This is a genomic window from Salmonella sp. SAL04196, from assembly GCF_046550835.1.
In the GTDB taxonomy this organism is placed as follows: domain Bacteria; phylum Pseudomonadota; class Gammaproteobacteria; order Enterobacterales; family Enterobacteriaceae; genus Salmonella; species Salmonella enterica.
Genome location: NZ_JBGDXE010000001.1, coordinates 1,135,392 through 1,155,365, shown reverse-complemented (window position 1 = coordinate 1,155,365; position 19,974 = coordinate 1,135,392). Strand labels below are relative to the sequence as shown.

At 54.1% G+C, this 19,974-nt stretch carries 23 protein-coding genes; 15 read left to right on the top strand and 8 right to left on the bottom strand.

Annotation, left to right across the window (positions count from 1 at the left end; translation table 11 throughout):
* Positions 1-18: 18 nt before the first annotated feature.
* From dinI to mdtH, 5 genes are all read right to left on the bottom strand, one after another.
* A complete protein-coding gene (dinI, locus tag ACLJPE_RS05975) occupies positions 19-264 on the bottom strand; it encodes a DNA damage-inducible protein I (protein WP_001217763.1) in 246 nt (81 codons plus the stop codon).
* Positions 265-337: 73 nt separating this feature from the next.
* On the bottom strand, positions 338-1,384 hold the full coding sequence (pyrC, locus tag ACLJPE_RS05970; RefSeq protein WP_000126604.1) for a dihydroorotase: 1,047 nt from the start codon (positions 1,382-1,384) through the stop codon (positions 338-340).
* A gap of 103 nt (positions 1,385-1,487) precedes the next feature.
* Entirely contained in the window at positions 1,488-2,048 is a 561-nt protein-coding gene (locus ACLJPE_RS05965) for a lipoprotein (protein WP_000713054.1), read from the bottom strand.
* A gap of 124 nt (positions 2,049-2,172) precedes the next feature.
* Complete coding sequence (gene grxB / locus ACLJPE_RS05960) at positions 2,173-2,820, bottom strand: glutaredoxin 2 (RefSeq protein WP_000780893.1); 648 nt, start codon at positions 2,818-2,820, stop codon at positions 2,173-2,175.
* A gap of 63 nt (positions 2,821-2,883) precedes the next feature.
* Positions 2,884-4,092, bottom strand: a complete 1,209-nt coding sequence (gene mdtH / locus ACLJPE_RS05955) for a multidrug efflux MFS transporter MdtH (RefSeq protein ID WP_000092174.1) — start codon at positions 4,090-4,092, stop codon at positions 2,884-2,886.
* A 236-nt stretch (positions 4,093-4,328) separates the two neighbouring features.
* Here mdtH and rimJ point away from each other — a divergent pair, with 236 nt between their 5' ends.
* The 4 genes from rimJ to murJ all read left to right on the top strand — a co-directional run bounded on the left by rimJ (position 4,329) and on the right by murJ (position 8,360).
* Positions 4,329-4,913, top strand: coding sequence for a ribosomal protein S5-alanine N-acetyltransferase (gene rimJ / locus ACLJPE_RS05950; protein WP_000468204.1), 585 nt, complete (start codon positions 4,329-4,331; stop codon positions 4,911-4,913).
* 35 nt (positions 4,914-4,948) lie between these two features.
* The gene (locus ACLJPE_RS05945) at positions 4,949-5,596 is read left to right on the top strand and encodes a YceH family protein (protein ID WP_000873043.1); all 648 of its coding nucleotides are present in this window, start codon (positions 4,949-4,951) and stop codon (positions 5,594-5,596) included.
* A 1-nt stretch (position 5,597) separates the two neighbouring features.
* Positions 5,598-6,521, top strand: coding sequence for a Gfo/Idh/MocA family protein (locus tag ACLJPE_RS05940; protein ID WP_001259733.1), 924 nt, complete (start codon positions 5,598-5,600; stop codon positions 6,519-6,521).
* A gap of 303 nt (positions 6,522-6,824) precedes the next feature.
* The gene (gene murJ, locus ACLJPE_RS05935; RefSeq protein ID WP_001537775.1) at positions 6,825-8,360 is read left to right on the top strand and encodes a murein biosynthesis integral membrane protein MurJ; all 1,536 of its coding nucleotides are present in this window, start codon (positions 6,825-6,827) and stop codon (positions 8,358-8,360) included.
* A gap of 81 nt (positions 8,361-8,441) precedes the next feature.
* Here murJ and flgN read toward each other — a convergent pair whose 3' ends face one another.
* The 3 genes from flgN to flgA all read right to left on the bottom strand — a co-directional run bounded on the left by flgN (position 8,442) and on the right by flgA (position 9,913).
* Positions 8,442-8,864 (bottom strand): flagella biosynthesis chaperone FlgN, encoded by a 423-nt coding sequence (gene flgN / locus ACLJPE_RS05930; protein WP_000197547.1) that lies wholly within the window; start codon positions 8,862-8,864, stop codon positions 8,442-8,444.
* Between the two features lie 4 nt (positions 8,865-8,868).
* A complete protein-coding gene (gene flgM, locus ACLJPE_RS05925; RefSeq protein WP_000020893.1) occupies positions 8,869-9,162 on the bottom strand; it encodes a flagellar biosynthesis anti-sigma factor FlgM in 294 nt (97 codons plus the stop codon).
* A 91-nt stretch (positions 9,163-9,253) separates the two neighbouring features.
* Positions 9,254-9,913, bottom strand: coding sequence for a flagellar basal body P-ring formation chaperone FlgA (gene flgA / locus ACLJPE_RS05920; protein WP_001194086.1), 660 nt, complete (start codon positions 9,911-9,913; stop codon positions 9,254-9,256).
* A gap of 156 nt (positions 9,914-10,069) precedes the next feature.
* Here flgA and flgB point away from each other — a divergent pair, with 156 nt between their 5' ends.
* From flgB to flgL, 11 genes are all read left to right on the top strand, one after another.
* Positions 10,070-10,486 (top strand): flagellar basal body rod protein FlgB, encoded by a 417-nt coding sequence (gene flgB, locus ACLJPE_RS05915; protein ID WP_000887043.1) that lies wholly within the window; start codon positions 10,070-10,072, stop codon positions 10,484-10,486.
* Positions 10,487-10,489: 3 nt separating this feature from the next.
* Positions 10,490-10,894: a flagellar basal body rod protein FlgC gene (gene flgC, locus ACLJPE_RS05910; protein WP_001196448.1), complete on the top strand. Its 405-nt coding sequence runs from the start codon at positions 10,490-10,492 to the stop codon at positions 10,892-10,894.
* An 11-nt stretch (positions 10,895-10,905) separates the two neighbouring features.
* A complete protein-coding gene (gene flgD, locus ACLJPE_RS05905) occupies positions 10,906-11,604 on the top strand; it encodes a flagellar hook assembly protein FlgD (protein WP_000020450.1) in 699 nt (232 codons plus the stop codon).
* A 26-nt stretch (positions 11,605-11,630) separates the two neighbouring features.
* Positions 11,631-12,842 (top strand): flagellar hook protein FlgE, encoded by a 1,212-nt coding sequence (gene flgE / locus ACLJPE_RS05900; RefSeq protein WP_000010562.1) that lies wholly within the window; start codon positions 11,631-11,633, stop codon positions 12,840-12,842.
* A 20-nt stretch (positions 12,843-12,862) separates the two neighbouring features.
* The gene (locus tag ACLJPE_RS05895; protein ID WP_000349278.1) at positions 12,863-13,618 is read left to right on the top strand and encodes a flagellar basal body rod protein FlgF; all 756 of its coding nucleotides are present in this window, start codon (positions 12,863-12,865) and stop codon (positions 13,616-13,618) included.
* Between the two features lie 13 nt (positions 13,619-13,631).
* The gene (flgG, locus tag ACLJPE_RS05890) at positions 13,632-14,414 is read left to right on the top strand and encodes a flagellar basal-body rod protein FlgG (protein ID WP_000625851.1); all 783 of its coding nucleotides are present in this window, start codon (positions 13,632-13,634) and stop codon (positions 14,412-14,414) included.
* A 53-nt stretch (positions 14,415-14,467) separates the two neighbouring features.
* Complete coding sequence (gene flgH / locus ACLJPE_RS05885; protein ID WP_001174897.1) at positions 14,468-15,166, top strand: flagellar basal body L-ring protein FlgH; 699 nt, start codon at positions 14,468-14,470, stop codon at positions 15,164-15,166.
* 11 nt (positions 15,167-15,177) lie between these two features.
* Positions 15,178-16,275, top strand: a complete 1,098-nt coding sequence (locus tag ACLJPE_RS05880) for a flagellar basal body P-ring protein FlgI (protein WP_001518955.1) — start codon at positions 15,178-15,180, stop codon at positions 16,273-16,275.
* Positions 16,275-17,225 (top strand): flagellar assembly peptidoglycan hydrolase FlgJ, encoded by a 951-nt coding sequence (gene flgJ, locus ACLJPE_RS05875; protein WP_023213201.1) that lies wholly within the window; start codon positions 16,275-16,277, stop codon positions 17,223-17,225. Before ACLJPE_RS05880 ends, flgJ begins: the two co-directional genes overlap by 1 nt.
* 64 nt (positions 17,226-17,289) lie before the next feature.
* On the top strand, positions 17,290-18,951 hold the full coding sequence (flgK, locus tag ACLJPE_RS05870) for a flagellar hook-associated protein FlgK (protein ID WP_000096425.1): 1,662 nt from the start codon (positions 17,290-17,292) through the stop codon (positions 18,949-18,951).
* Positions 18,952-18,965: 14 nt separating this feature from the next.
* Positions 18,966-19,919, top strand: coding sequence for a flagellar hook-associated protein FlgL (gene flgL, locus ACLJPE_RS05865; RefSeq protein ID WP_001223032.1), 954 nt, complete (start codon positions 18,966-18,968; stop codon positions 19,917-19,919).
* The last annotated feature ends 55 nt before the right edge of the window (positions 19,920-19,974 follow it).

The following is a 19,974-nucleotide window of genomic DNA, read 5'->3' as shown; positions in this document are numbered from 1 at the left end:
ATCACTGCATATCATTTTTTATTCATTGATGAACCAGTCATCAGCGCTCTCCCAGGTCTCCTGGAGAATCTCGCTAATGCGTTCTTTGTCCTCTTTTGATGCGCCAATGACGGACAAGTTGTTGGCGGTAGCGTAACGTACGGTGACGTTACCCAAGTTCTCAGGAAAATGATGGCTAATACGACGGGAGAGTTCGCCCGCCAGCGCATCAATCGCACCGGCAGGCAGAGGTGACGTTTTGGCTATAGTGACTTCAATACGCATAATGGCCCCCTGTTGAATATACTGGATATATATACAGTTGAATCCAATATATAGCAACAAGTAAGCGCATTTTTTATTTTTTTACTGACCAGCGTACTGTTTCACCCGCTAAAAAAGGCACCAGCGAATCATCAGCCAGCGCGATATTTTCCGGTACCTGTTGTTCATCGCGAACCAGTTCCACCCACCCCGTATTCACCGGCAGGCCATAGAATTGCGGGCCATTCAGTGAACAGAACGCTTCAAAGTGCGCCAGCGCGTTCATTTCCTCAAACACGGCGGCATAACTGCCAAGGGCGGAGGGGGCGTTGAAACAACCGGCGCAGCCGCAACTGGTCTCTTTACGATGACGTGAATGCGGCGCTGAATCCGTCCCCAGGAAGGCGCGCGTAAAACCACTGGCAACCAGTTCGCGTAACGCCTGCTGGTGAATATTGCGTTTCAGAATCGGCAGACAGTACAGGTGAGGACGAATGCCGCCAACCAGCATATCATTACGGTTAAACATTAAATGTTGAGGCGTAATGGTAGCCGCCAGGTAGTCGTTGCCGTCACGGACATACTGCGCGGCATCTTTGGTCGTGATGTGTTCAAAGACCACTTTAAGCGCGGTCAGACGCTGGCGTAGCGGTTCCATTACGGTGTCGATAAAACGCGCTTCACGATCGAAGATATCAACCTCCGCATGGGTCACCTCACCGTGGACCAGCAATGGCATTCCGAGTTTTTCCATCCGCTCCAGTACCGGCATGATAGCGTCGACTGACGTTACGCCATGACTGGAGTTAGTGGTGGCATTGGCCGGGTAAAGCTTAGCCGCAGTAAACACGCCTTCATGGAAACCACGCTCCAGTTCATCGGCATCGAGCGAATCCGTTAAATAGCAGGTCATTAACGGCGTGAAATCATGCCCGGCGGGCACCGCATCGAGAATACGCTGGCGGTAGGCGATCGCTGCATCAACGGTCGTGATGGGGGACGCCAGGTTCGGCATCACGATAGCGCGACCATAAATTTCGCTGGTATAGGGTACGACCGTTTTTAACATGTCGCCATCGCGAAGGTGAACGTGCCAGTCGTCCGGGCGGCGGATCTTTAAAACCTGGGATGGTGCAGTCATTAATAAGCTCCGGCTGAGGAATAGTCTTTTTGCCGGAAACAAAGGATAAGTGGAAACGTTTTCGTTTGCACGTAAAAAAAGGGCGCGAGCGCGCCCTCCGATATCAATTGGTGAAAGGAATAACGATTTCACCAGGTTTAACTTCAATGCCTTTCGCGAGTTTCTTCGCTAACGCTTCGCCTTTACTGCTGTCCTCACGCAACACGTAAGCGGGCCGCTGGTTAAAGTAGCTACGTAAAGACTGATTTAAATAGGGCAGGAGCGTTTGTAGCACCGATTGCATTTTCTCCGGCGTCACGGTGGCGTCTACTACTTCCATCTCCTGAAGATAGATGGCGCCTTTTTCTTTATCAAAGACCGGCAGGGCTTTTAGCTTGAGTTTCATCGTCGCTTTTTGACTGCCAAACAGGGAATTCATATCCAGCCTGGCATCGCCAGTAAGGGTGACTTTATTAGGCTCTTCCCGACCAATCTGGCTGGCAAGGTTAGTCAATACGATATGCGCGTCGGCAATGCCGGGCAGACCAATATCTTTTGAGAAATTATTCCGTTTTTCAAGCGCTTGATTGATTTCTTGTTCGCTAATGGTGTATTGAGTAAGTTGATTACAACCCACTAACAGGCCGCTAACTACCAGCGCAGCGGCAAAAAAAAACTTTTTCATGGCGTTCCTTAGCATGTTGCCTGTGCCCTAATCTTGACACAAAGCAGCATGTCGCGCCAGCGGACATGGCGCCACTAGAAAAAGCTGAAAAAGGCGGCAAGAAAGGGTTGCCGCCTGGCGGGCGTTAGATAGCCATTGAGGAGAGTAAATTAATTTGCGTCTGCTTTGCCATATTATCGCGATAGTCCGCGACTTTTGTCGGCCAGTGAATACCGGCGACCAGCGTCAGATTACGCAGAAGCGGAAACAGATGAATATCATCTTCCGATAATTCGCCGTTAACGGCGTTAGGCTGTACGATGAGTTTATCCAGCAAACGTAAATCATCGCCGATCTTTTTAATCAGTCCGGCAGAGTGCGCAAGATGGTTGTCAAAACTGCCAGATGAGGCTTCTTTTTTGCGGATAAAATACTGGCGCGCCGCAGGGGTAGAAAATTCATCGAAAGCGGATTTTGCAAATCGCGGCAGCAGTAGCTGATTAACGTAACCGTTAACTTTGCGCAACCACTCCTCAATGGCTGGATTGCGTTTCCCGGTTAACAGCGGTTTGCCGTCGAGGTTGTCGACATAATGTACAATATCCATACTTTCAGGAAGGTAGCGACTATCATCCTTTTGCAGGATGGGCACCATCTTTTGACCAATCATCCGGGTGGGCGTCGCCTCGTCGTCATTTTGTAACACGTTAAGTTCAACGGGGATGTTCTTCAGGCCGAAAATCATGCGGGCTTTAACGCAGAAAGGGCAATGATCGTAAATATAAAGCTTCACGTTTCTCCTCCATTTGACTGTCGGTTCCTGACCAGTATGGAGGAGATAGCGACAGGTATCAAATCAGGCGCCGGGTTCCAGCATCCGGCGCGGCGTGCGTTTATGACTAAATTGCCAGCCTAAAGCCAAAAAGGTGATAAAGCCGATAATACCGAGCATCATCCACGGTAGTTCAGGCTGCGCAAGCGCTTTACCCATATCAAACAACCAGCCGCCGCCGATATAACCAATCGCGCCGCCAATGGCTAATCCCAGACGGCTAAAGCCCATATAGCTTCCCCGCGCCCTCGCGTCCGCGAGCGACGCGCTGAGCGTTTCGCGCGCCGGTTCGGCGATAACCGAGCCGATGTAGAAAGCGCAAATAAGCGTAAAAAGCTGTTGTAAATTGCCCACCATCCCGATGGGGATCATGCTCAGCGACATGACGAGTAAACCAGCCATCAGCCGATGCTCCAGCCGAAAACGCTTTTCGCTCCAGCGGGCAATCGGGTAGAGCAACGTCAGCGAGAGACACGCTTCGATAGCGTACATCCATTTCACGGCAGCAGGCGAACCGGCGATATCGTTTACCATAATCGGCAGCATTAACATGACCTGTACCGCCAGCATATAATAGCCCGCCAGCGTCAGCACGTAGGTGACAAACCTTTTATCGCTCATGACGCGGCGCATTCCTTCACGCACCGGCGTTCTGACCGTTGATAGCTTCCAGGCCGGAAGCAGCCATGCGTTGAAAAGGGCGCATAATATGAACAAAATAGCGCCCGTCGCGCAGACCAGGCGAAAATCGTATTGTAGCAACCAGCTTCCCAGCAGCGCGCCAATCACCGCACCCGCGCTGTCCTGCATCATCAACAGAGAGAAGAAGCGGCCCCGTTGCTCCGGACGAATTAATTTGACCACCAGCGCTGAGCGCGGCGGGTCGAAAAGCGTACCGCCGAGACCGGAAAGAAAGCAGGAAAACCACAAGAGCCAGGGCTCATGCGCGATACCCATAGTGGCAAAGCCGGCGGCGCGCATCAGCATACCGGTGACAATCATCGGTTTCGCGCCAAAGCGATCGGCGATGGCGCCGCCAAAAATGCCCAGACCTTGTTGAATAAACTGGCGCAGGCCGAGCGCGATCCCTACCATTACGGCAGCCCACCCCATTTGATCGACAAAGCGAATAGAGATGAGCGGGAAGACGACGAAAAAACCCAGCACCACTAACATGTTATCGATGAGAAGAAAATATTTACCCAGGTTCCTCGCCTGCGAGACGCGCGACATTTCCCCTCCCGGGAAATAAAAGATGAGCGTCTTCTATTCTGCGGCGGCGTTTCGTTTTTTCCTACCGTTAGCGGGACAATATTTTTTTATCAAAAGTCCTTTTTAATCGAGAGTTTTCATCAAAATGTGGCAGCAATTCAAAAAATGACGATTTGCGCTTTTCACAGAGCCTGGTTGCGCAGGTATAGTAATGTTACTGGCGTGCTGAAGACGTTACAGGAAGGAGTAGGTATAGAATGTTTGGCTATCGTAGTAACGTGCCAAAAGTGCGCTTAACCACCGATCGTCTGGTGGTACGTTTAGTGCATGAGCGTGATGCCTGGCGTCTGGCCGATTATTACGCGGAAAATCGTCATTTTTTAAAACCCTGGGAACCGGTCCGTGATGAAAGTCATTGTTATCCTTCAGGATGGCAGGCGCGTCTGGGAATGATCGGTGAATTTCACAAACAGGGCTCCGCCTTCTATTTCGCGCTACTTGATCCGGAAGAAAAAGAAATTATCGGCGTGGCGAATTTTTCCAATGTGGTGCGCGGTTCTTTTCATGCCTGTTATCTGGGCTATTCCATTGCGCAAAAGTGGCAGGGGCAGGGGCTGATGTTTGAAGCCTTAACCGCTGCGATTCGCTATATGCAGCGCACTCAGCATATCCACCGTATCATGGCGAACTATATGCCGCACAACAAACGTAGCGGCGCGTTGCTGGCGCGGCTTGGCTTTGAAAAAGAAGGCTATGCGAAAGATTACCTGTTGATTGATGGACAATGGCGCGACCATGTCCTGACGGCGTTAACCACGCCGTTATGGACGCCGGGGCGTTGAGCGGCTTACGGAATGAGAGGCAAAGGGAGAAAACGATGAAATATGAATTAACCGCCACTGAAGCGCGAGTGATTGGCTGTCTGCTGGAAAAGCAGGTGACAACGCCGGAACAGTATCCGCTTTCCGTCAACGGGGTGGTGACAGCCTGTAATCAGAAAACCAACCGTGAACCGGTGATGAACCTGACGGAACAAGAGGTACAAGAACAACTCGATAACCTGGTGAAACGCCACTTTTTGCGTACGGTCAGTGGGTTTGGCAATCGCGTCACCAAATATGAACAGCGCTTCTGTAATTCCGAATTTGGCGATCTGAAACTTAGCGCGGCGGAAGTGGCGCTCGTCACTACGCTGCTGCTGCGCGGCGCGCAAACGCCCGGCGAGTTGCGTAGTCGGGCGTCGCGGATGCATGAATTCAGCGATATGGCGGAAGTTGAATCCACGCTGGAACGGCTTGCCAGTCGTGAGGACGGCCCGTATGTCATCCGTCTGGCGCGTGAACCGGGTAAGCGCGAAAGCCGTTATATGCACCTTTTTTGCGGCGACGTCGATGAACTGTCTCTCCAGACGTCTGCGCCGGAAAGTGCGTCGGGCGATCTTCAGTCGCGCGTCGAAGCGCTGGAAAGCGAAGTGGCGGAGTTAAAGCAGCGGCTGGATTCTTTGTTAGCTCACCTGGGAGAGTAATGTGAGAACATTACGGATTGGCATTGTCGGATTAGGCGGTATTGCGCAGAAGGCCTGGCTGCCGGTATTAACCAACACCGCCGGATGGACGTTACAGGGCGCCTGGTCTCCTTCGCGGGATAAAGCCTTACGTATCTGCGAAAGCTGGCGCATACCGTATGTGGATTCGCTGGCGAATTTAGCGTCCGGCTGCGATGCAGTCTTCGTCCACTCCAGTACCGCAAGCCATTATGCCGTGGTCAGCGAACTTCTCAATGCCGGCGTCCATGTTTGCGTGGATAAGCCGCTGGCGGAAAGTCTACGTGATGCCGAACGGCTGGTGGCGCTGGCGGCGCAAAAAAAATTGACGCTGATGGTTGGCTTTAATCGCCGTTTCGCGCCGCTGTACCGCGAACTGAAGACGCGCCTCGGTACTGCGGCGTCACTGCGTATGGATAAACATCGTACCGATAGCATCGGGCCGCACGACTTACGTTTTACTTTGCTCGATGACTATCTGCATGTCGTGGATACCGCTCTGTGGCTGGCGGGCGGCGAGGCGCGCCTTGCCAGCGGCACGTTGCTCACCAGCGAGTCCGGCGAAATGTGCTATGCGGAACATCATTTTTCCGCCGACAAACTACAAATTACTACCAGTATGCACCGGCGCGCCGGAAGTCAGCGTGAATCGGTCCAGGCCGTCACCGACGGCGGGCTGTATGACGTAACGGATATGCGTGAATGGCGCGAAGAGCGCGGGCAGGGTATTCTCATCAAACCCATTCCGGGTTGGCAAACGACGCTTGAACAGCGTGGTTTTGTCGGATGCGCGCGACATTTCATTGACTGCGTACAAAATCAGACGGTTCCGGAAACGGCGGGGGAGCAGGCGATTTTGGCCCAGCGCGTCGTGGAGGCGCTGTGGCGGGACGCCATCAGCGAATAATCCTCTGTAACATCTGGCGGTAGTAATTCATCGTAATCCAGGTACTATACCCTCAATAATTCGAGTTGCAGAAAAGCTAACGCACATGCAACTCGAAGTATGGCGGGTATATATGCCCACTCTACATAATACCTCTTTTCACAGTGAATAATGGCAAACCGTGGGGAGTCTGTAAGGCCTGATAAGACGTTTTAACGTCGCCGTCAGGCGCGGTGATACAGCCGGATACGGCAGAAGTTGCGTTATCCGGTCGATGGATCAGCCATGCAGGAGTTTTACGCCAGGGTCTGGAATACAAAAGAAATGAATTTATTGAAATCGCTGGCTGCTGTCAGCTCGATGACTATGTTTTCACGCGTGTTGGGCTTTGCCCGTGATGCGATTGTCGCCAGAATTTTTGGCGCAGGGATGGCGACCGACGCCTTTTTTGTGGCGTTTAAACTCCCCAATCTACTACGCCGGATCTTTGCCGAAGGCGCTTTTTCTCAGGCCTTTGTGCCTATCCTGGCGGAATATAAGAGCAAGCAGGGTGAAGAAGCGACGCGGATCTTTGTCGCTTACGTTTCCGGCCTGTTGACGCTGGCATTGGCCGTCGTGACGGTGGCCGGTATGCTGGCCGCCCCGTGGGTGATTATGGTAACCGCGCCGGGTTTTGCCGATACTGCGGATAAATTCGCGCTGACGACGCAACTGCTGCGGATTACGTTTCCCTATATTCTGCTGATCTCGCTGGCTTCACTGGTTGGCGCCATTCTCAACACCTGGAATCGCTTCTCCATTCCCGCTTTTGCGCCGACATTTCTTAATATCAGCATGATCGGTTTTGCATTATTCGCCGCGCCATACTTTAATCCGCCGGTGCTGGCGTTAGCCTGGGCAGTCACCGTCGGCGGCGTGCTGCAACTGGTGTATCAACTTCCGTATTTGAAAAAGATCGGTATGTTGGTGCTGCCGCGCATTAACTTTCGCGACACCGGGGCGATGCGGGTGGTCAAACAGATGGGGCCGGCGATTTTGGGCGTATCCGTCAGTCAGATCTCCCTTATCATCAATACCATTTTTGCCTCGTTTCTGGCCTCCGGCTCGGTCTCATGGATGTACTATGCCGATCGGTTGATGGAGTTCCCGTCCGGCGTGCTGGGCGTGGCATTGGGGACCATCCTGTTGCCGTCATTGTCGAAAAGCTTTGCCAGCGGCAATCATGATGAGTACTGCCGCCTGATGGACTGGGGGCTGCGTTTGTGCTTTTTACTGGCGTTGCCGAGCGCGGTAGCGTTAGGCATTCTGGCGAAGCCGCTGACGGTCTCGCTGTTTCAGTACGGTAAATTCACCGCCTTTGATGCGGCAATGACGCAGCGGGCGTTAATCGCCTATTCGGTGGGGCTGATTGGCTTGATCGTCGTAAAAGTGCTGGCCCCGGGCTTCTATTCTCGCCAGGATATTAAAACGCCGGTGAAAATCGCCATCGTGACGTTAATCATGACGCAGTTAATGAACCTGGCGTTTATTGGACCGCTGAAACACGCCGGGCTGTCGCTCTCTATTGGTCTGGCGGCATGTCTCAATGCGTCGCTGCTGTACTGGCAACTGCGCAAACAGAATATCTTTACGCCACAACCGGGCTGGATGTGGTTCCTGATGCGTCTGATCATTTCCGTACTGGTGATGGCCGCCGTATTGTTCGGCGTGTTGCATATTATGCCGGAGTGGTCGCAAGGGTCGATGCTATGGCGTTTGCTACGTTTGATGGCGGTAGTGATCGCGGGTATCGCGGCCTATTTCGCCGCGCTTGCCGTGCTGGGCTTTAAAGTGAAAGAGTTTGTTCGCCGGACGGCGTAAATTCAGTGCCTGATAGCGCTGTGCTATCAGGCCTACAAGGCATTCAGGCCGGAAAGGCGCAACGTCGCCATCCGGCACTGATTAGATAGAAATTTTTTTACCGCCGCGGTGAGAGACGGAAGTCTGACCGTCAGCCCCGTACAAGGTCGGCTCCTGGTGAGGTTTCAGCACCTCCAGCGCCTGTTGATTACGCTCAATTTGCCCTTCCAGTAGCCAGCCGTTGTGCTGGTTGAGGTCGCGAAGATGCTGCGTTTTTTCGGTAATCGCCTGCCAGCGCTCTGCAATGTCATCGTTTGCGCTACGCTGCGCGTTCTGCTCCAGACGGCGCTGTTGTTCCAGATAATCCAGCGTCGCCAGCAACGAGCTTTTTTCTTCTGTAATACGCTGTAGCTGGCTGCCGTTAATCTGGCCTACGGAAAGCTGTTGTTGCTCGGCGTCCATCACCGTCTTCAGGTCATTCAGGACGGTGGTCATCTGGTCAAGTATTTCTGACAAACGAGTCATACGCTTATTTACTCTGTAAGTAGCTCTGCGCCTCGCGAATGAGCGAGTCTGCTATTTTTCCCGTATCCATTTTTAACTCACCGTTACGGATAGCTGTTTTTAATGCTTCGACGCGTTCCATATTAATGTCGCTGACGCCTGGCTGCATGAGCTTCGCTTGCGCGTCGCTTAACGTTACGCTGGCGCTCGTCGCGGCGGACGTTTTTTCCTGACGCGTTTTTTGTACCGGCGTATCGCTGGTTTCGCGCGTCTGGACAGTGCTAACGGGTTTCAAAGGTGAGGTACGGTCAATGCTCATTTATTTATCCTCATCGAGGGTTACGTTGTAGCGGCCAGCTACCATCATGGTTGAATATCTCATCGGCAGCCGCGACAAAATCTTTACACAATTATAGGTTAATAAGAATATTCCCATCAGAATCGACGGTTCCACTCACGATTTGACCCGATGTCATGCGCACGCGCGCATTTTGCGCGACGGCGGCATTATTCATCGCCTGACCTTCCGCATTGACGCTAAACCCCTCGCCATTGGCGATGACCTGTACTCGTTGCCCCGCTTTGACGCGCCAGGCCTGACGTATCATCGTAAGCTGTACCGGCTGCCCAGGAGCGAGATCGCGCAAACTGACGGCATCCTGAATCTGACGGATATCCAGTACCGTCCGCGGCGGTAACTGATCCAGCCTGCCACGTTTTAGCGTGACGTTGGCCGGCGTCAATTTTCCGCCGCGCGCGACGGGCGCGGCAACGGCGACATAATTGCCGGTCGCTTGCACATTCACCTGCAAATAACGTTTTTCATTGGCGCAGCGCGCCACCACATTGACGTTGCCCCACAGCTTCGCGCTGCCCGTCATGCTGAAGGCTGGCTGCTCGCAGCTCGGCAGCAGATTAGGCGATGAACGGAGCGTGACAACCACCTCATCGCTGAAGCCAGCCAGACGCTGGGAAAACCACGTGGTCAATTGGGCGTTGATGTCCTGCGCCATTGTCAGGGGGCTGAACAGCAAAGCCGCCACGGCGAATCCTCGTTTTAACGTTTGCATGGTACTTCCCCCTGGTTGATGTCATGACAGGATTCTACCCGTGTGAAGCAAGCATCAACGCAATAAATAGCGACGCATTTTGCGTTTATTCCGGCGATAACGCGCGCGTGAAGGCATTTAAGCTGTCGGCTGAATTTTGCCATTTGCGGAGGAGATATGCTCGACAGGCTCGATGCCGCCTTACGATTTCAGCAGGAAGCGCTAAATCTGCGCGCGCAACGTCAGGAAATATTAGCGGCGAATATCGCCAATGCCGATACGCCGGGGTATCAGGCGCGCGATATTGATTTTGCCAGTGAGTTAAAAAAGGTGATGGTGCGTGGACGGGAAGAAACCGGCGGCGTCGCGTTAACGTTGACTTCCTCTCACCATATTCCCGCTCAGGCGGTCTCTTCTCCCGCAGTGGATCTGCTTTACCGCGTACCCGATCAGCCTTCTTTGGATGGTAACACCGTAGATATGGACAGGGAACGTACGCAGTTTGCGGATAACAGTCTCAAATATCAGATGGGGCTTACCGTTCTGGGTAGCCAACTCAAAGGCATGATGAATGTGCTACAGGGAGGAAACTAATTCGTGGCGCTGTTAAACATTTTTGATATTGCCGGATCGGCGCTTGCCGCGCAGTCCAAGCGGTTGAACGTTGCGGCCAGTAACCTGGCGAATGCGGATAGCGTCACCGGCCCGGACGGACAGCCTTATCGCGCCAAACAGGTGGTTTTTCAGGTGGACGCCGCGCCGGGTCAAGCCACTGGCGGGGTAAAGGTCGCCAGCGTGATTGAAAGTCAGGCACCGGAAAAGCTGGTTTATGAGCCAGGCAATCCGCTGGCGGACGCTAATGGTTACGTCAAAATGCCCAACGTCGATGTGGTCGGCGAAATGGTTAACACGATGTCAGCCTCGCGCAGCTATCAGGCAAATATCGAAGTCCTGAATACCGTAAAAAGCATGATGCTTAAAACGCTGACATTAGGCCAGTAAAGGAGGCGCGTATGTCTATTGCCGTAAATATGAATGACCCGACCAACACGGGCGTCAAAACGACGACCGGCAGCGGGTCGATGACCGGAAGCAACGCTGCCGATCTGCAAAGCAGTTTCCTGACCTTACTGGTCGCGCAATTGAAGAACCAGGACCCGACTAACCCATTACAAAATAATGAGTTAACGACACAGTTGGCGCAAATCAGTACCGTGAGCGGCATTGAAAAACTGAATACGACGCTGGGGGCTATTTCCGGGCAAATCGATAATAGTCAGTCCCTACAGGCGACCACGCTGATTGGACATGGCGTTATGGTGCCTGGCACCACAATTCTGGCGGGTAAAGGCGCGGAAGAAGGGGCCGTGACGTCCACGACGCCGTTTGGCGTGGAATTGCAACAGCCTGCGGACAAAGTGACGGCAACCATTACCGATAAAGATGGCCGGGTGGTACGGACGCTGGAGATCGGTGAGTTGCGAGCCGGGGTACACACCTTTACCTGGGATGGTAAGCAAACGGACGGAACAACGGTACCGAATGGTTCTTACAACATTGCGATTACCGCCAGCAATGGCGGGACGCAACTGGTGGCGCAGCCGCTGCAATTCGCTCTGGTACAGGGTGTGACGAAGGGCAGTAACGGCAACCTGTTGGATCTGGGTACCTACGGCACCACCACACTCGACGAAGTTCGGCAAATAATCTAAGCCCTTACACTTATCAGGAGTCAGTCATGTCTTTTTCTCAAGCGGTTAGCGGCCTGAACGCTGCGGCCACCAACCTTGATGTTATCGGTAATAACATCGCCAACTCCGCCACCTATGGCTTTAAGTCCGGTACGGCATCATTTGCCGATATGTTTGCCGGTTCCAAAGTGGGGCTGGGCGTAAAAGTGGCGGGGATTACCCAGGATTTTACCGACGGTACGACAACGAACACCGGGCGCGGGCTGGATGTCGCGATTAGCCAGAACGGTTTTTTCCGCCTGGTAGACAGCAACGGTTCCGTGTTCTATAGCCGCAACGGCCAGTTCAAACTGGACGAGAACCGTAACCTGGTCAATATGCAGGGGATGCAGTTGACCGGCTATCCGGCCACCGGTACGCCGCCGACCATTCAGCAGGGGGCGAATCCTGCGCCGATCACCATTCCGAACACGCTGATGGCGGCGAAATCGACCACCACCGCGTCAATGCAGATCAACCTGAACTCGACGGACCCTGTACCGTCTAAAACGCCCTTTAGCGTGAGTGATGCGGATTCGTATAACAAAAAAGGCACCGTCACCGTTTATGACAGCCAGGGTAATGCCCATGACATGAACGTCTATTTTGTGAAAACCAAAGATAATGAATGGGCCGTGTACACCCATGACAGTAGCGATCCTGCAGCCACAGCGCCGGCGGCACCATCAACCACTCTGGTATTTAACGCAAACGGGACACTGCAATCCGGCGGTACGGTGAACATCACCACCGGTACGATTAATGGCGCGACAGCGGCCACCTTCTCCCTCAGCTTCCTTAACTCCATGCAGCAGAACACCGGGGCTAACAACATCGTCGCCACCAATCAGAACGGCTATAAGCCGGGCGACCTGGTGAGCTACCAGATTAACAACGATGGCACCGTAGTTGGCAACTATTCCAACGAACAGGAGCAGGTGCTGGGGCAGATTGTGCTGGCTAACTTCGCCAACAACGAAGGTCTGGCATCCCAGGGCGATAACGTCTGGGCGGCGACGCAGGCCTCCGGGGTTGCGCTGCTGGGGACTGCCGGTTCCGGCAACTTCGGTAAGCTGACGAACGGCGCGCTGGAAGCCTCTAACGTGGATTTGAGTAAAGAGCTGGTGAATATGATCGTCGCGCAGCGTAACTACCAGTCGAATGCGCAGACCATCAAAACCCAGGACCAGATCCTCAATACGCTGGTTAACCTGCGCTAAGCGCCTGACGGGATAGCTTAATGGATCACGCAATTTATACCGCCATGGGGGCGGCCAGCCAGACGCTTAACCAGCAGGCGGTAACGGCCAGCAACCTGGCTAATGCCTCAACGCCGGGCTTTCGCGCGCAGCTTAACGCGCTACGCGCGGTGCCCGTTGATGGCCTCTCTTTAGCGACGCGCACGCTGGTTACGGCGTCGACGCCGGGGGCGGATATGACCCCGGGTCAGTTGGACTACACCTCCCGCCCACTGGATGTCGCGTTACAGCAGGACGGCTGGCTGGTGGTGCAAGCGGCGGATGGCGCTGAAGGATATACCCGTAACGGGAATATCCAGGTGGGCCCGACCGGGCAGTTAACCATTCAGGGACATCCGGTTATCGGCGAAGGCGGCCCGATCACCGTTCCTGAAGGGTCGGAAATCACCATTGCGGCAGACGGCACGATCTCCGCGCTCAATCCCGGCGACCCGCCAAACACGGTGGCGCCCGTTGGGCGACTGAAGCTGGTCAAAGCGGAAGGCAATGAGGTGCAGCGGAGCGATGACGGTTTATTCCGCCTTACCGCCGAGGCACAGGCTGAACGCGGGGCGGTACTGGCCGCCGATCCGTCAATTCGCATTATGTCGGGCGTGCTGGAGGGCAGTAACGTCAAGCCGGTTGAAGCCATGACCGACATGATCGCCAACGCACGTCGTTTTGAAATGCAGATGAAGGTTATCACCAGCGTAGATGAGAACGAAGGGCGAGCTAACCAACTGCTGTCGATGAGTTAATACAGGACATTTTATGATCAGTTCATTATGGATCGCCAAAACCGGTCTGGACGCGCAGCAAACCAATATGGATGTGATTGCCAATAACCTGGCAAACGTCAGCACCAATGGTTTTAAGCGTCAGCGCGCGGTATTTGAAGATCTGTTGTATCAGACCATTCGCCAGCCGGGCGCGCAGTCGTCCGAGCAGACGACGCTGCCTTCCGGGCTGCAAATCGGTACCGGCGTGCGTCCGGTCGCCACGGAGCGTCTGCACAGTCAGGGGAACCTGTCGCAGACCAACAACAGTAAAGATGTGGCGATTAAAGGGCAGGGCTTTTTCCAGGTCATGCTGCCGGACGGTACGTCTGCCTATACCCGCGACGGCTCTTTCCAGGTGGATCAGAATGGTCAACTGGTGACGGCGGGCGGTTTTCAGGTGCAGCCGGCAATCACCATTCCGGCCAACGCGTTAAGTATCACCATTGGCCGCGACGGCGTGGTCAGCGTGACCCAGCAGGGGCAGGCCGCGCCGGTTCAGGTCGGGCAGCTTAACCTGACCACCTTTATGAACGACACCGGTCTGGAAAGCATCGGCGAGAACCTCTATATCGAAACGCAATCGTCCGGCGCGCCGAACGAAAGCACGCCGGGGCTCAACGGCGCGGGGTTGTTGTATCAAGGGTATGTCGAAACGTCGAACGTTAACGTGGCGGAAGAGCTGGTGAACATGATTCAGGTTCAACGCGCCTATGAAATTAACAGTAAAGCAGTATCGACGACCGATCAGATGCTGCAGAAACTGACGCAACTCTAAGGGGCCGCCGGTGGGGATACGCCACCGGCTCCCTGATTTTGAAGATGAAGGTAATGCAAAAATACGCGCTTCACGCTTACCCAGTTATGGCCCTGATGGTCGCGACGCTGACAGGATGCGCCTGGATACCCGCTAAACCGCTCGTGCAGGGGGCGACCACGGCGCAGCCGATACCTGGCCCGGTACCGGTGGCGAATGGCTCCATATTTCAGTCTGCGCAGCCGATTAATTATGGCTATCAGCCGCTTTTTGAAGATCGTCGACCGCGTAATATCGGCGATACGCTCACGATTGTGTTACAGGAAAACGTCAGCGCCAGTAAAAGCTCGTCGGCAAATGCCAGTCGCGACGGCAAAACCAGCTTTGGTTTTGATACGGTACCGCGTTATCTGCAGGGATTATTCGGTAATTCCCGCGCGGATATGGAGGCCTCCGGCGGCAACTCTTTTAACGGTAAAGGCGGCGCGAATGCCAGCAATACCTTTAGCGGCACGCTAACCGTGACCGTCGATCAGGTTCTGGCCAATGGCAATTTACACGTCGTGGGGGAAAAACAGATCGCGATTAATCAGGGAACGGAATTCATCCGCTTCTCCGGCGTGGTAAATCCACGCACCATCAGCGGCAGCAACTCTGTTCCCTCGACACAGGTGGCGGATGCGCGGATTGAATATGTCGGGAACGGCTATATTAACGAAGCGCAAAATATGGGCTGGCTGCAACGTTTCTTCCTTAATTTGTCGCCGATGTAAGCGAGGTGTATGTGTTTAAAGCTCTTGCAGGAATCGTTCTGGCACTGGTTGCCACTCTGGCGCACGCCGAGCGTATTCGGGATCTGACCAGTGTCCAGGGAGTACGGGAAAACTCGCTGATCGGTTACGGGCTGGTGGTCGGGCTGGACGGTACGGGCGACCAGACGACCCAGACGCCATTTACCACCCAGACGCTGAATAACATGCTGTCACAACTGGGGATTACGGTCCCCACCGGCACCAACATGCAGTTGAAAAACGTGGCGGCGGTGATGGTGACGGCGTCGTATCCGCCTTTTGCGCGACAGGGACAAACGATCGATGTCGTCGTTTCCTCAATGGGGAACGCTAAAAGTCTGCGTGGCGGGACGTTATTAATGACGCCGTTAAAAGGGGTGGACAGCCAGGTGTATGCTCTGGCGCAGGGCAATATTCTGGTCGGCGGCGCGGGCGCTTCCGCAGGCGGCAGTAGCGTGCAGGTTAACCAGCTTAATGGCGGGCGCATCACTAACGGCGCGATTATCGAACGCGAGTTGCCGACTCAGTTCGGCGCTGGCAACACCATTAATCTGCAATTGAACGACGAAGATTTTACGATGGCGCAGCAAATTACCGATGCCATCAACCGCGCCCGCGGTTACGGCAGCGCCACTGCGCTTGATGCGCGAACGGTACAGGTACGCGTGCCCAGCGGCAACAGCTCGCAGGTGCGTTTTCTGGCGGACATTCAAAATATGGAAGTCAACGTGACGCCGCAGGATGCAAAAGTCGTGATCAACTCGCGTACCGGTTCGGTGGTCATGAATCGGGAAGTCACGCTGGATAGCTGCGCTGTGGCGCAGGGCAATTTGTCAGTGACAGTCAATCGCCAGCTCAACGTCAACCAGCCGAATACGCCATTTGGCGGCGGGCAGACCGTGGTGACGCCACAGACTCAGATAGATTTGCGTCAGAGCGGCGGATCGCTACAGAGCGTGCGTTCCAGCGCCAATCTGAACAGCGTAGTGCGCGCGCTGAATGCGCTTGGCGCGACGCCGATGGACCTGATGTCGATTTTGCAGTCCATGCAGAGCGCGGGCTGTCTACGCGCCAAACTGGAAATCATCTGATGATCGGAGACGGTAAATTGCTGGCCAGCGCGGCCTGGGATGCGCAATCTCTGAACGAACTGAAAGCGAAAGCGGGCCAGGACCCGGCGGCGAATATCCGTCCTGTGGCCCGTCAGGTGGAAGGGATGTTTGTTCAGATGATGCTGAAAAGTATGCGCGAGGCTTTACCCAAAGATGGTTTATTCAGCAGCGATCAGACCCGTCTGTATACCAGCATGTATGACCAGCAGATCGCCCAGCAGATGACCGCCGGTAAGGGGTTGGGGCTGGCGGATATGATGGTTAAACAGATGACGGGCGGGCAGACGATGCCTGCAGATGATGCGCCGCAAGTACCGCTTAAATTCTCCCTGGAGACGGTAAACAGCTATCAAAATCAGGCGCTGACCCAACTGGTGCGCAAAGCCATACCGAAAACGCCGGACAGCAGCGATGCGCCGCTCTCCGGCGACAGTAAAGACTTTCTGGCCCAGCTTTCGCTCCCGGCGAGGCTGGCCAGCGAACAAAGCGGGGTGCCGCATCATCTGATTCTGGCGCAGGCGGCGCTGGAGTCGGGCTGGGGGCAACGGCAAATCCTGCGGGAGAATGGCGAACCCAGCTATAACGTATTTGGCGTGAAAGCGACCGCCAGTTGGAAAGGGCCGGTGACGGAAATCACCACCACTGAATACGAAAATGGCGAAGCGAAAAAAGTGAAAGCGAAATTCCGCGTCTATAGCTCGTATCTGGAGGCGTTATCGGATTATGTCGCGCTGTTAACGCGTAACCCACGCTACGCTGCCGTGACCACTGCCGCCACGGCAGAGCAGGGCGCAGTGGCCCTGCAAAACGCCGGATACGCCACTGACCCGAATTACGCGCGTAAATTGACCAGCATGATTCAGCAGTTGAAAGCGATGAGTGAAAAGGTCAGCAAAACCTACAGCGCGAATCTCGACAATCTCTTTTAAATTGCTCAAGTCCACGTAGTCGCTGCCGATAACAACGAGTATTGAAGGATTAAAAGGAACCATCATGTCCAGCTTGATTAATCACGCCATGAGCGGACTTAACGCCGCGCAGGCCGCGTTAAATACGGTCAGTAATAACATCAACAATTATAACGTTGCGGGTTATACCCGGCAGACAACTATTCTGGCGCAGGCAAACAGTACGTTAGGGGCTGGCGGCTGGATAGGTAATGGCGTTTACGTTTCAGGCGTACAGCGCGAATATGATGCGTTTATCACTAATCAGCTACGCGGCGCGCAAAACCAGAGCAGCGGCTTGACCACGCGCTATGAACAAATGTCGAAAATCGACAACCTGCTGGCCGATAAATCCAGCTCACTGTCTGGTTCGTTGCAGAGTTTTTTTACCAGCCTGCAAACGTTAGTCAGTAACGCGGAAGATCCTGCGGCGCGTCAGGCGCTGATTGGTAAAGCGGAAGGGCTGGTAAACCAGTTCAAAACCACCGATCAGTATCTGCGCGATCAGGATAAACAGGTCAATATCGCGATTGGCTCCAGCGTGGCGCAAATCAACAATTACGCGAAGCAGATAGCTAACCTGAACGATCAAATCTCCCGTATGACGGGCGTAGGCGCGGGCGCATCGCCGAACGACCTGCTCGATCAGCGTGATCAGTTGGTCAGCGAGCTTAACAAGATCGTTGGCGTCGAGGTGAGTGTACAGGACGGCGGCACCTATAACCTGACGATGGCCAATGGCTATACGCTGGTGCAGGGGTCGACGGCGCGTCAGTTGGCGGCGGTTCCCTCCAGCGCCGACCCGACGCGAACGACTGTCGCTTATGTCGATGAGGCCGCCGGTAACATCGAAATTCCGGAAAAGTTGCTGAACACCGGTTCGCTCGGCGGATTACTGACATTCCGTTCTCAGGATCTGGATCAGACTCGTAATACGCTGGGCCAGTTGGCGTTAGCGTTTGCCGATGCGTTTAACGCGCAGCATACCAAAGGTTATGACGCCGACGGCAATAAAGGGAAAGACTTCTTTAGCATTGGCTCGCCGGTGGTATATAGCAACAGTAATAATGCCGATAAAACGGTATCGCTAACCGCTAAGGTGGTCGACAGCACGAAGGTTCAGGCGACGGATTATAAGATTGTTTTTGACGGTACAGACTGGCAGGTTACTCGCACTGCGGATAACACTACCTTCACGGCGACAAAAGATGCTGACGGAAAACTGGAGATTGACGGTCTGAAAGTGACGGTAGGGACCGGCGCACAGAAAAACGACAGTTTTCTTCTCAAGCCGGTCAGCAATGCTATCGTCGACATGAACGTTAAAGTGACAAATGAAGCCGAGATTGCGATGGCGTCTGAGTCAAAACTCGATCCTGATGTGGATACCGGCGACAGCGATAACCGCAATGGTCAGGCATTGCTGGACTTACAAAACAGCAATGTAGTGGGCGGCAACAAAACCTTTAACGATGCTTACGCCACGTTGGTCAGCGATGTGGGTAACAAAACGTCAACGCTGAAAACCAGCAGCACCACGCAGGCGAATGTGGTTAAACAGCTTTATAAACAGCAACAGTCGGTTTCCGGCGTTAACCTCGACGAAGAGTACGGCAATTTGCAGCGTTATCAGCAGTATTATCTGGCGAATGCGCAAGTATTGCAGACCGCGAATGCGCTGTTTGATGCGTTACTGAATATTCGCTAAAGGAGAAGGATGACATGCGTATCAGTACCCAGATGATGTACGAACAAAATATGAGCGGCATCACTAATTCTCAGGCCGAATGGATGAAGCTGGGCGAGCAGATGTCTACCGGTAAGCGCGTTACCAACCCATCTGACGATCCGATCGCCGCGTCGCAGGCGGTAGTACTCTCTCAGGCGCAGGCGCAGAATAGCCAGTACGCCCTGGCGCGTACGTTTGCCACCCAAAAAGTGTCGCTGGAAGAAAGCGTACTCAGTCAGGTGACGACGGCGATTCAAACCGCGCAGGAAAAAATCGTCTATGCCGGAAACGGCACGTTAAGCGACGATGACCGCGCGTCGCTGGCGACGGATTTACAGGGGATCCGCGATCAGCTGATGAACCTGGCAAACAGCACTGACGGCAATGGTCGCTATATCTTTGCCGGGTATAAAACGGAAGCGGCGCCATTCGACCAGGCGACAGGTGGTTATCATGGCGGCGAGAAAAGTGTTACCCAGCAGGTGGATTCCGCACGCACGATGGTAATTGGTCATACGGGAGCGCAAATTTTTAATAGCATCACCAGCAATGCGGTGCCGGAACCGGATGGCTCGGACTCCGAAAAGAATCTGTTTGTCATGCTCGATACGGCAATTGCCGCACTCAAGACCCCGGTGGAAGGCAATGACGTGGAAAAAGAAAAGGCCGCTGCCGCCATTGATAAAACCAATCGCGGCTTAAAAAATTCGCTCAATAACGTCCTGACCGTTCGTGCGGAACTGGGAACGCAACTGAGCGAACTCAGTACGCTGGATTCACTGGGAAGCGACCGTGCGCTGGGACAGAAGCTGCAGATGAGCAACCTGGTAGATGTGGACTGGAACTCGGTCATTTCCTCCTACGTCATGCAACAGGCGGCATTACAGGCGTCCTATAAAACGTTTACCGACATGCAGGGAATGTCGCTTTTCCAGTTGAACCGGTAACGCCTCTTTTTGAAACATATCACGAAACTGGATATGTTTTGTCTGCCCGCGCCAT

Bases quoted from the DNA above. Each gene is read 5' to 3' on its own strand.
- murJ (WP_001537775.1), top strand. From the start codon at position 6,825: ATGAATTTATTGAAATCGCTGGCTGCTGTCAGCTCGATGACTATGTTT.
- flgK (WP_000096425.1), top strand. From the start codon at position 17,290: ATGTCCAGCTTGATTAATCACGCCATGAGCGGACTTAACGCCGCGCAG.
- flgH (WP_001174897.1), top strand. From the start codon at position 14,468: ATGCAAAAATACGCGCTTCACGCTTACCCAGTTATGGCCCTGATGGTC.
- pyrC (WP_000126604.1), bottom strand. From the start codon at position 1,384: ATGACTGCACCATCCCAGGTTTTAAAGATCCGCCGCCCGGACGACTGG.
- dinI (WP_001217763.1), bottom strand. From the start codon at position 264: ATGCGTATTGAAGTCACTATAGCCAAAACGTCACCTCTGCCTGCCGGT.
- flgG (WP_000625851.1), top strand. From the start codon at position 13,632: ATGATCAGTTCATTATGGATCGCCAAAACCGGTCTGGACGCGCAGCAA.
- rimJ (WP_000468204.1), top strand. From the start codon at position 4,329: ATGTTTGGCTATCGTAGTAACGTGCCAAAAGTGCGCTTAACCACCGAT.
- flgB (WP_000887043.1), top strand. From the start codon at position 10,070: ATGCTCGACAGGCTCGATGCCGCCTTACGATTTCAGCAGGAAGCGCTA.
- ACLJPE_RS05965 (WP_000713054.1), bottom strand. From the start codon at position 2,048: ATGAAAAAGTTTTTTTTTGCCGCTGCGCTGGTAGTTAGCGGCCTGTTA.
- flgA (WP_001194086.1), bottom strand. From the start codon at position 9,913: ATGCAAACGTTAAAACGAGGATTCGCCGTGGCGGCTTTGCTGTTCAGC.
- ACLJPE_RS05945 (WP_000873043.1), top strand. From the start codon at position 4,949: ATGAAATATGAATTAACCGCCACTGAAGCGCGAGTGATTGGCTGTCTG.
- flgL (WP_001223032.1), top strand. From the start codon at position 18,966: ATGCGTATCAGTACCCAGATGATGTACGAACAAAATATGAGCGGCATC.
- flgN (WP_000197547.1), bottom strand. From the start codon at position 8,864: ATGACTCGTTTGTCAGAAATACTTGACCAGATGACCACCGTCCTGAAT.
- mdtH (WP_000092174.1), bottom strand. From the start codon at position 4,092: ATGTCGCGCGTCTCGCAGGCGAGGAACCTGGGTAAATATTTTCTTCTC.
- flgM (WP_000020893.1), bottom strand. From the start codon at position 9,162: ATGAGCATTGACCGTACCTCACCTTTGAAACCCGTTAGCACTGTCCAG.
- ACLJPE_RS05895 (WP_000349278.1), top strand. From the start codon at position 12,863: ATGGATCACGCAATTTATACCGCCATGGGGGCGGCCAGCCAGACGCTT.
- flgD (WP_000020450.1), top strand. From the start codon at position 10,906: ATGTCTATTGCCGTAAATATGAATGACCCGACCAACACGGGCGTCAAA.
- flgJ (WP_023213201.1), top strand. From the start codon at position 16,275: ATGATCGGAGACGGTAAATTGCTGGCCAGCGCGGCCTGGGATGCGCAA.
- flgE (WP_000010562.1), top strand. From the start codon at position 11,631: ATGTCTTTTTCTCAAGCGGTTAGCGGCCTGAACGCTGCGGCCACCAAC.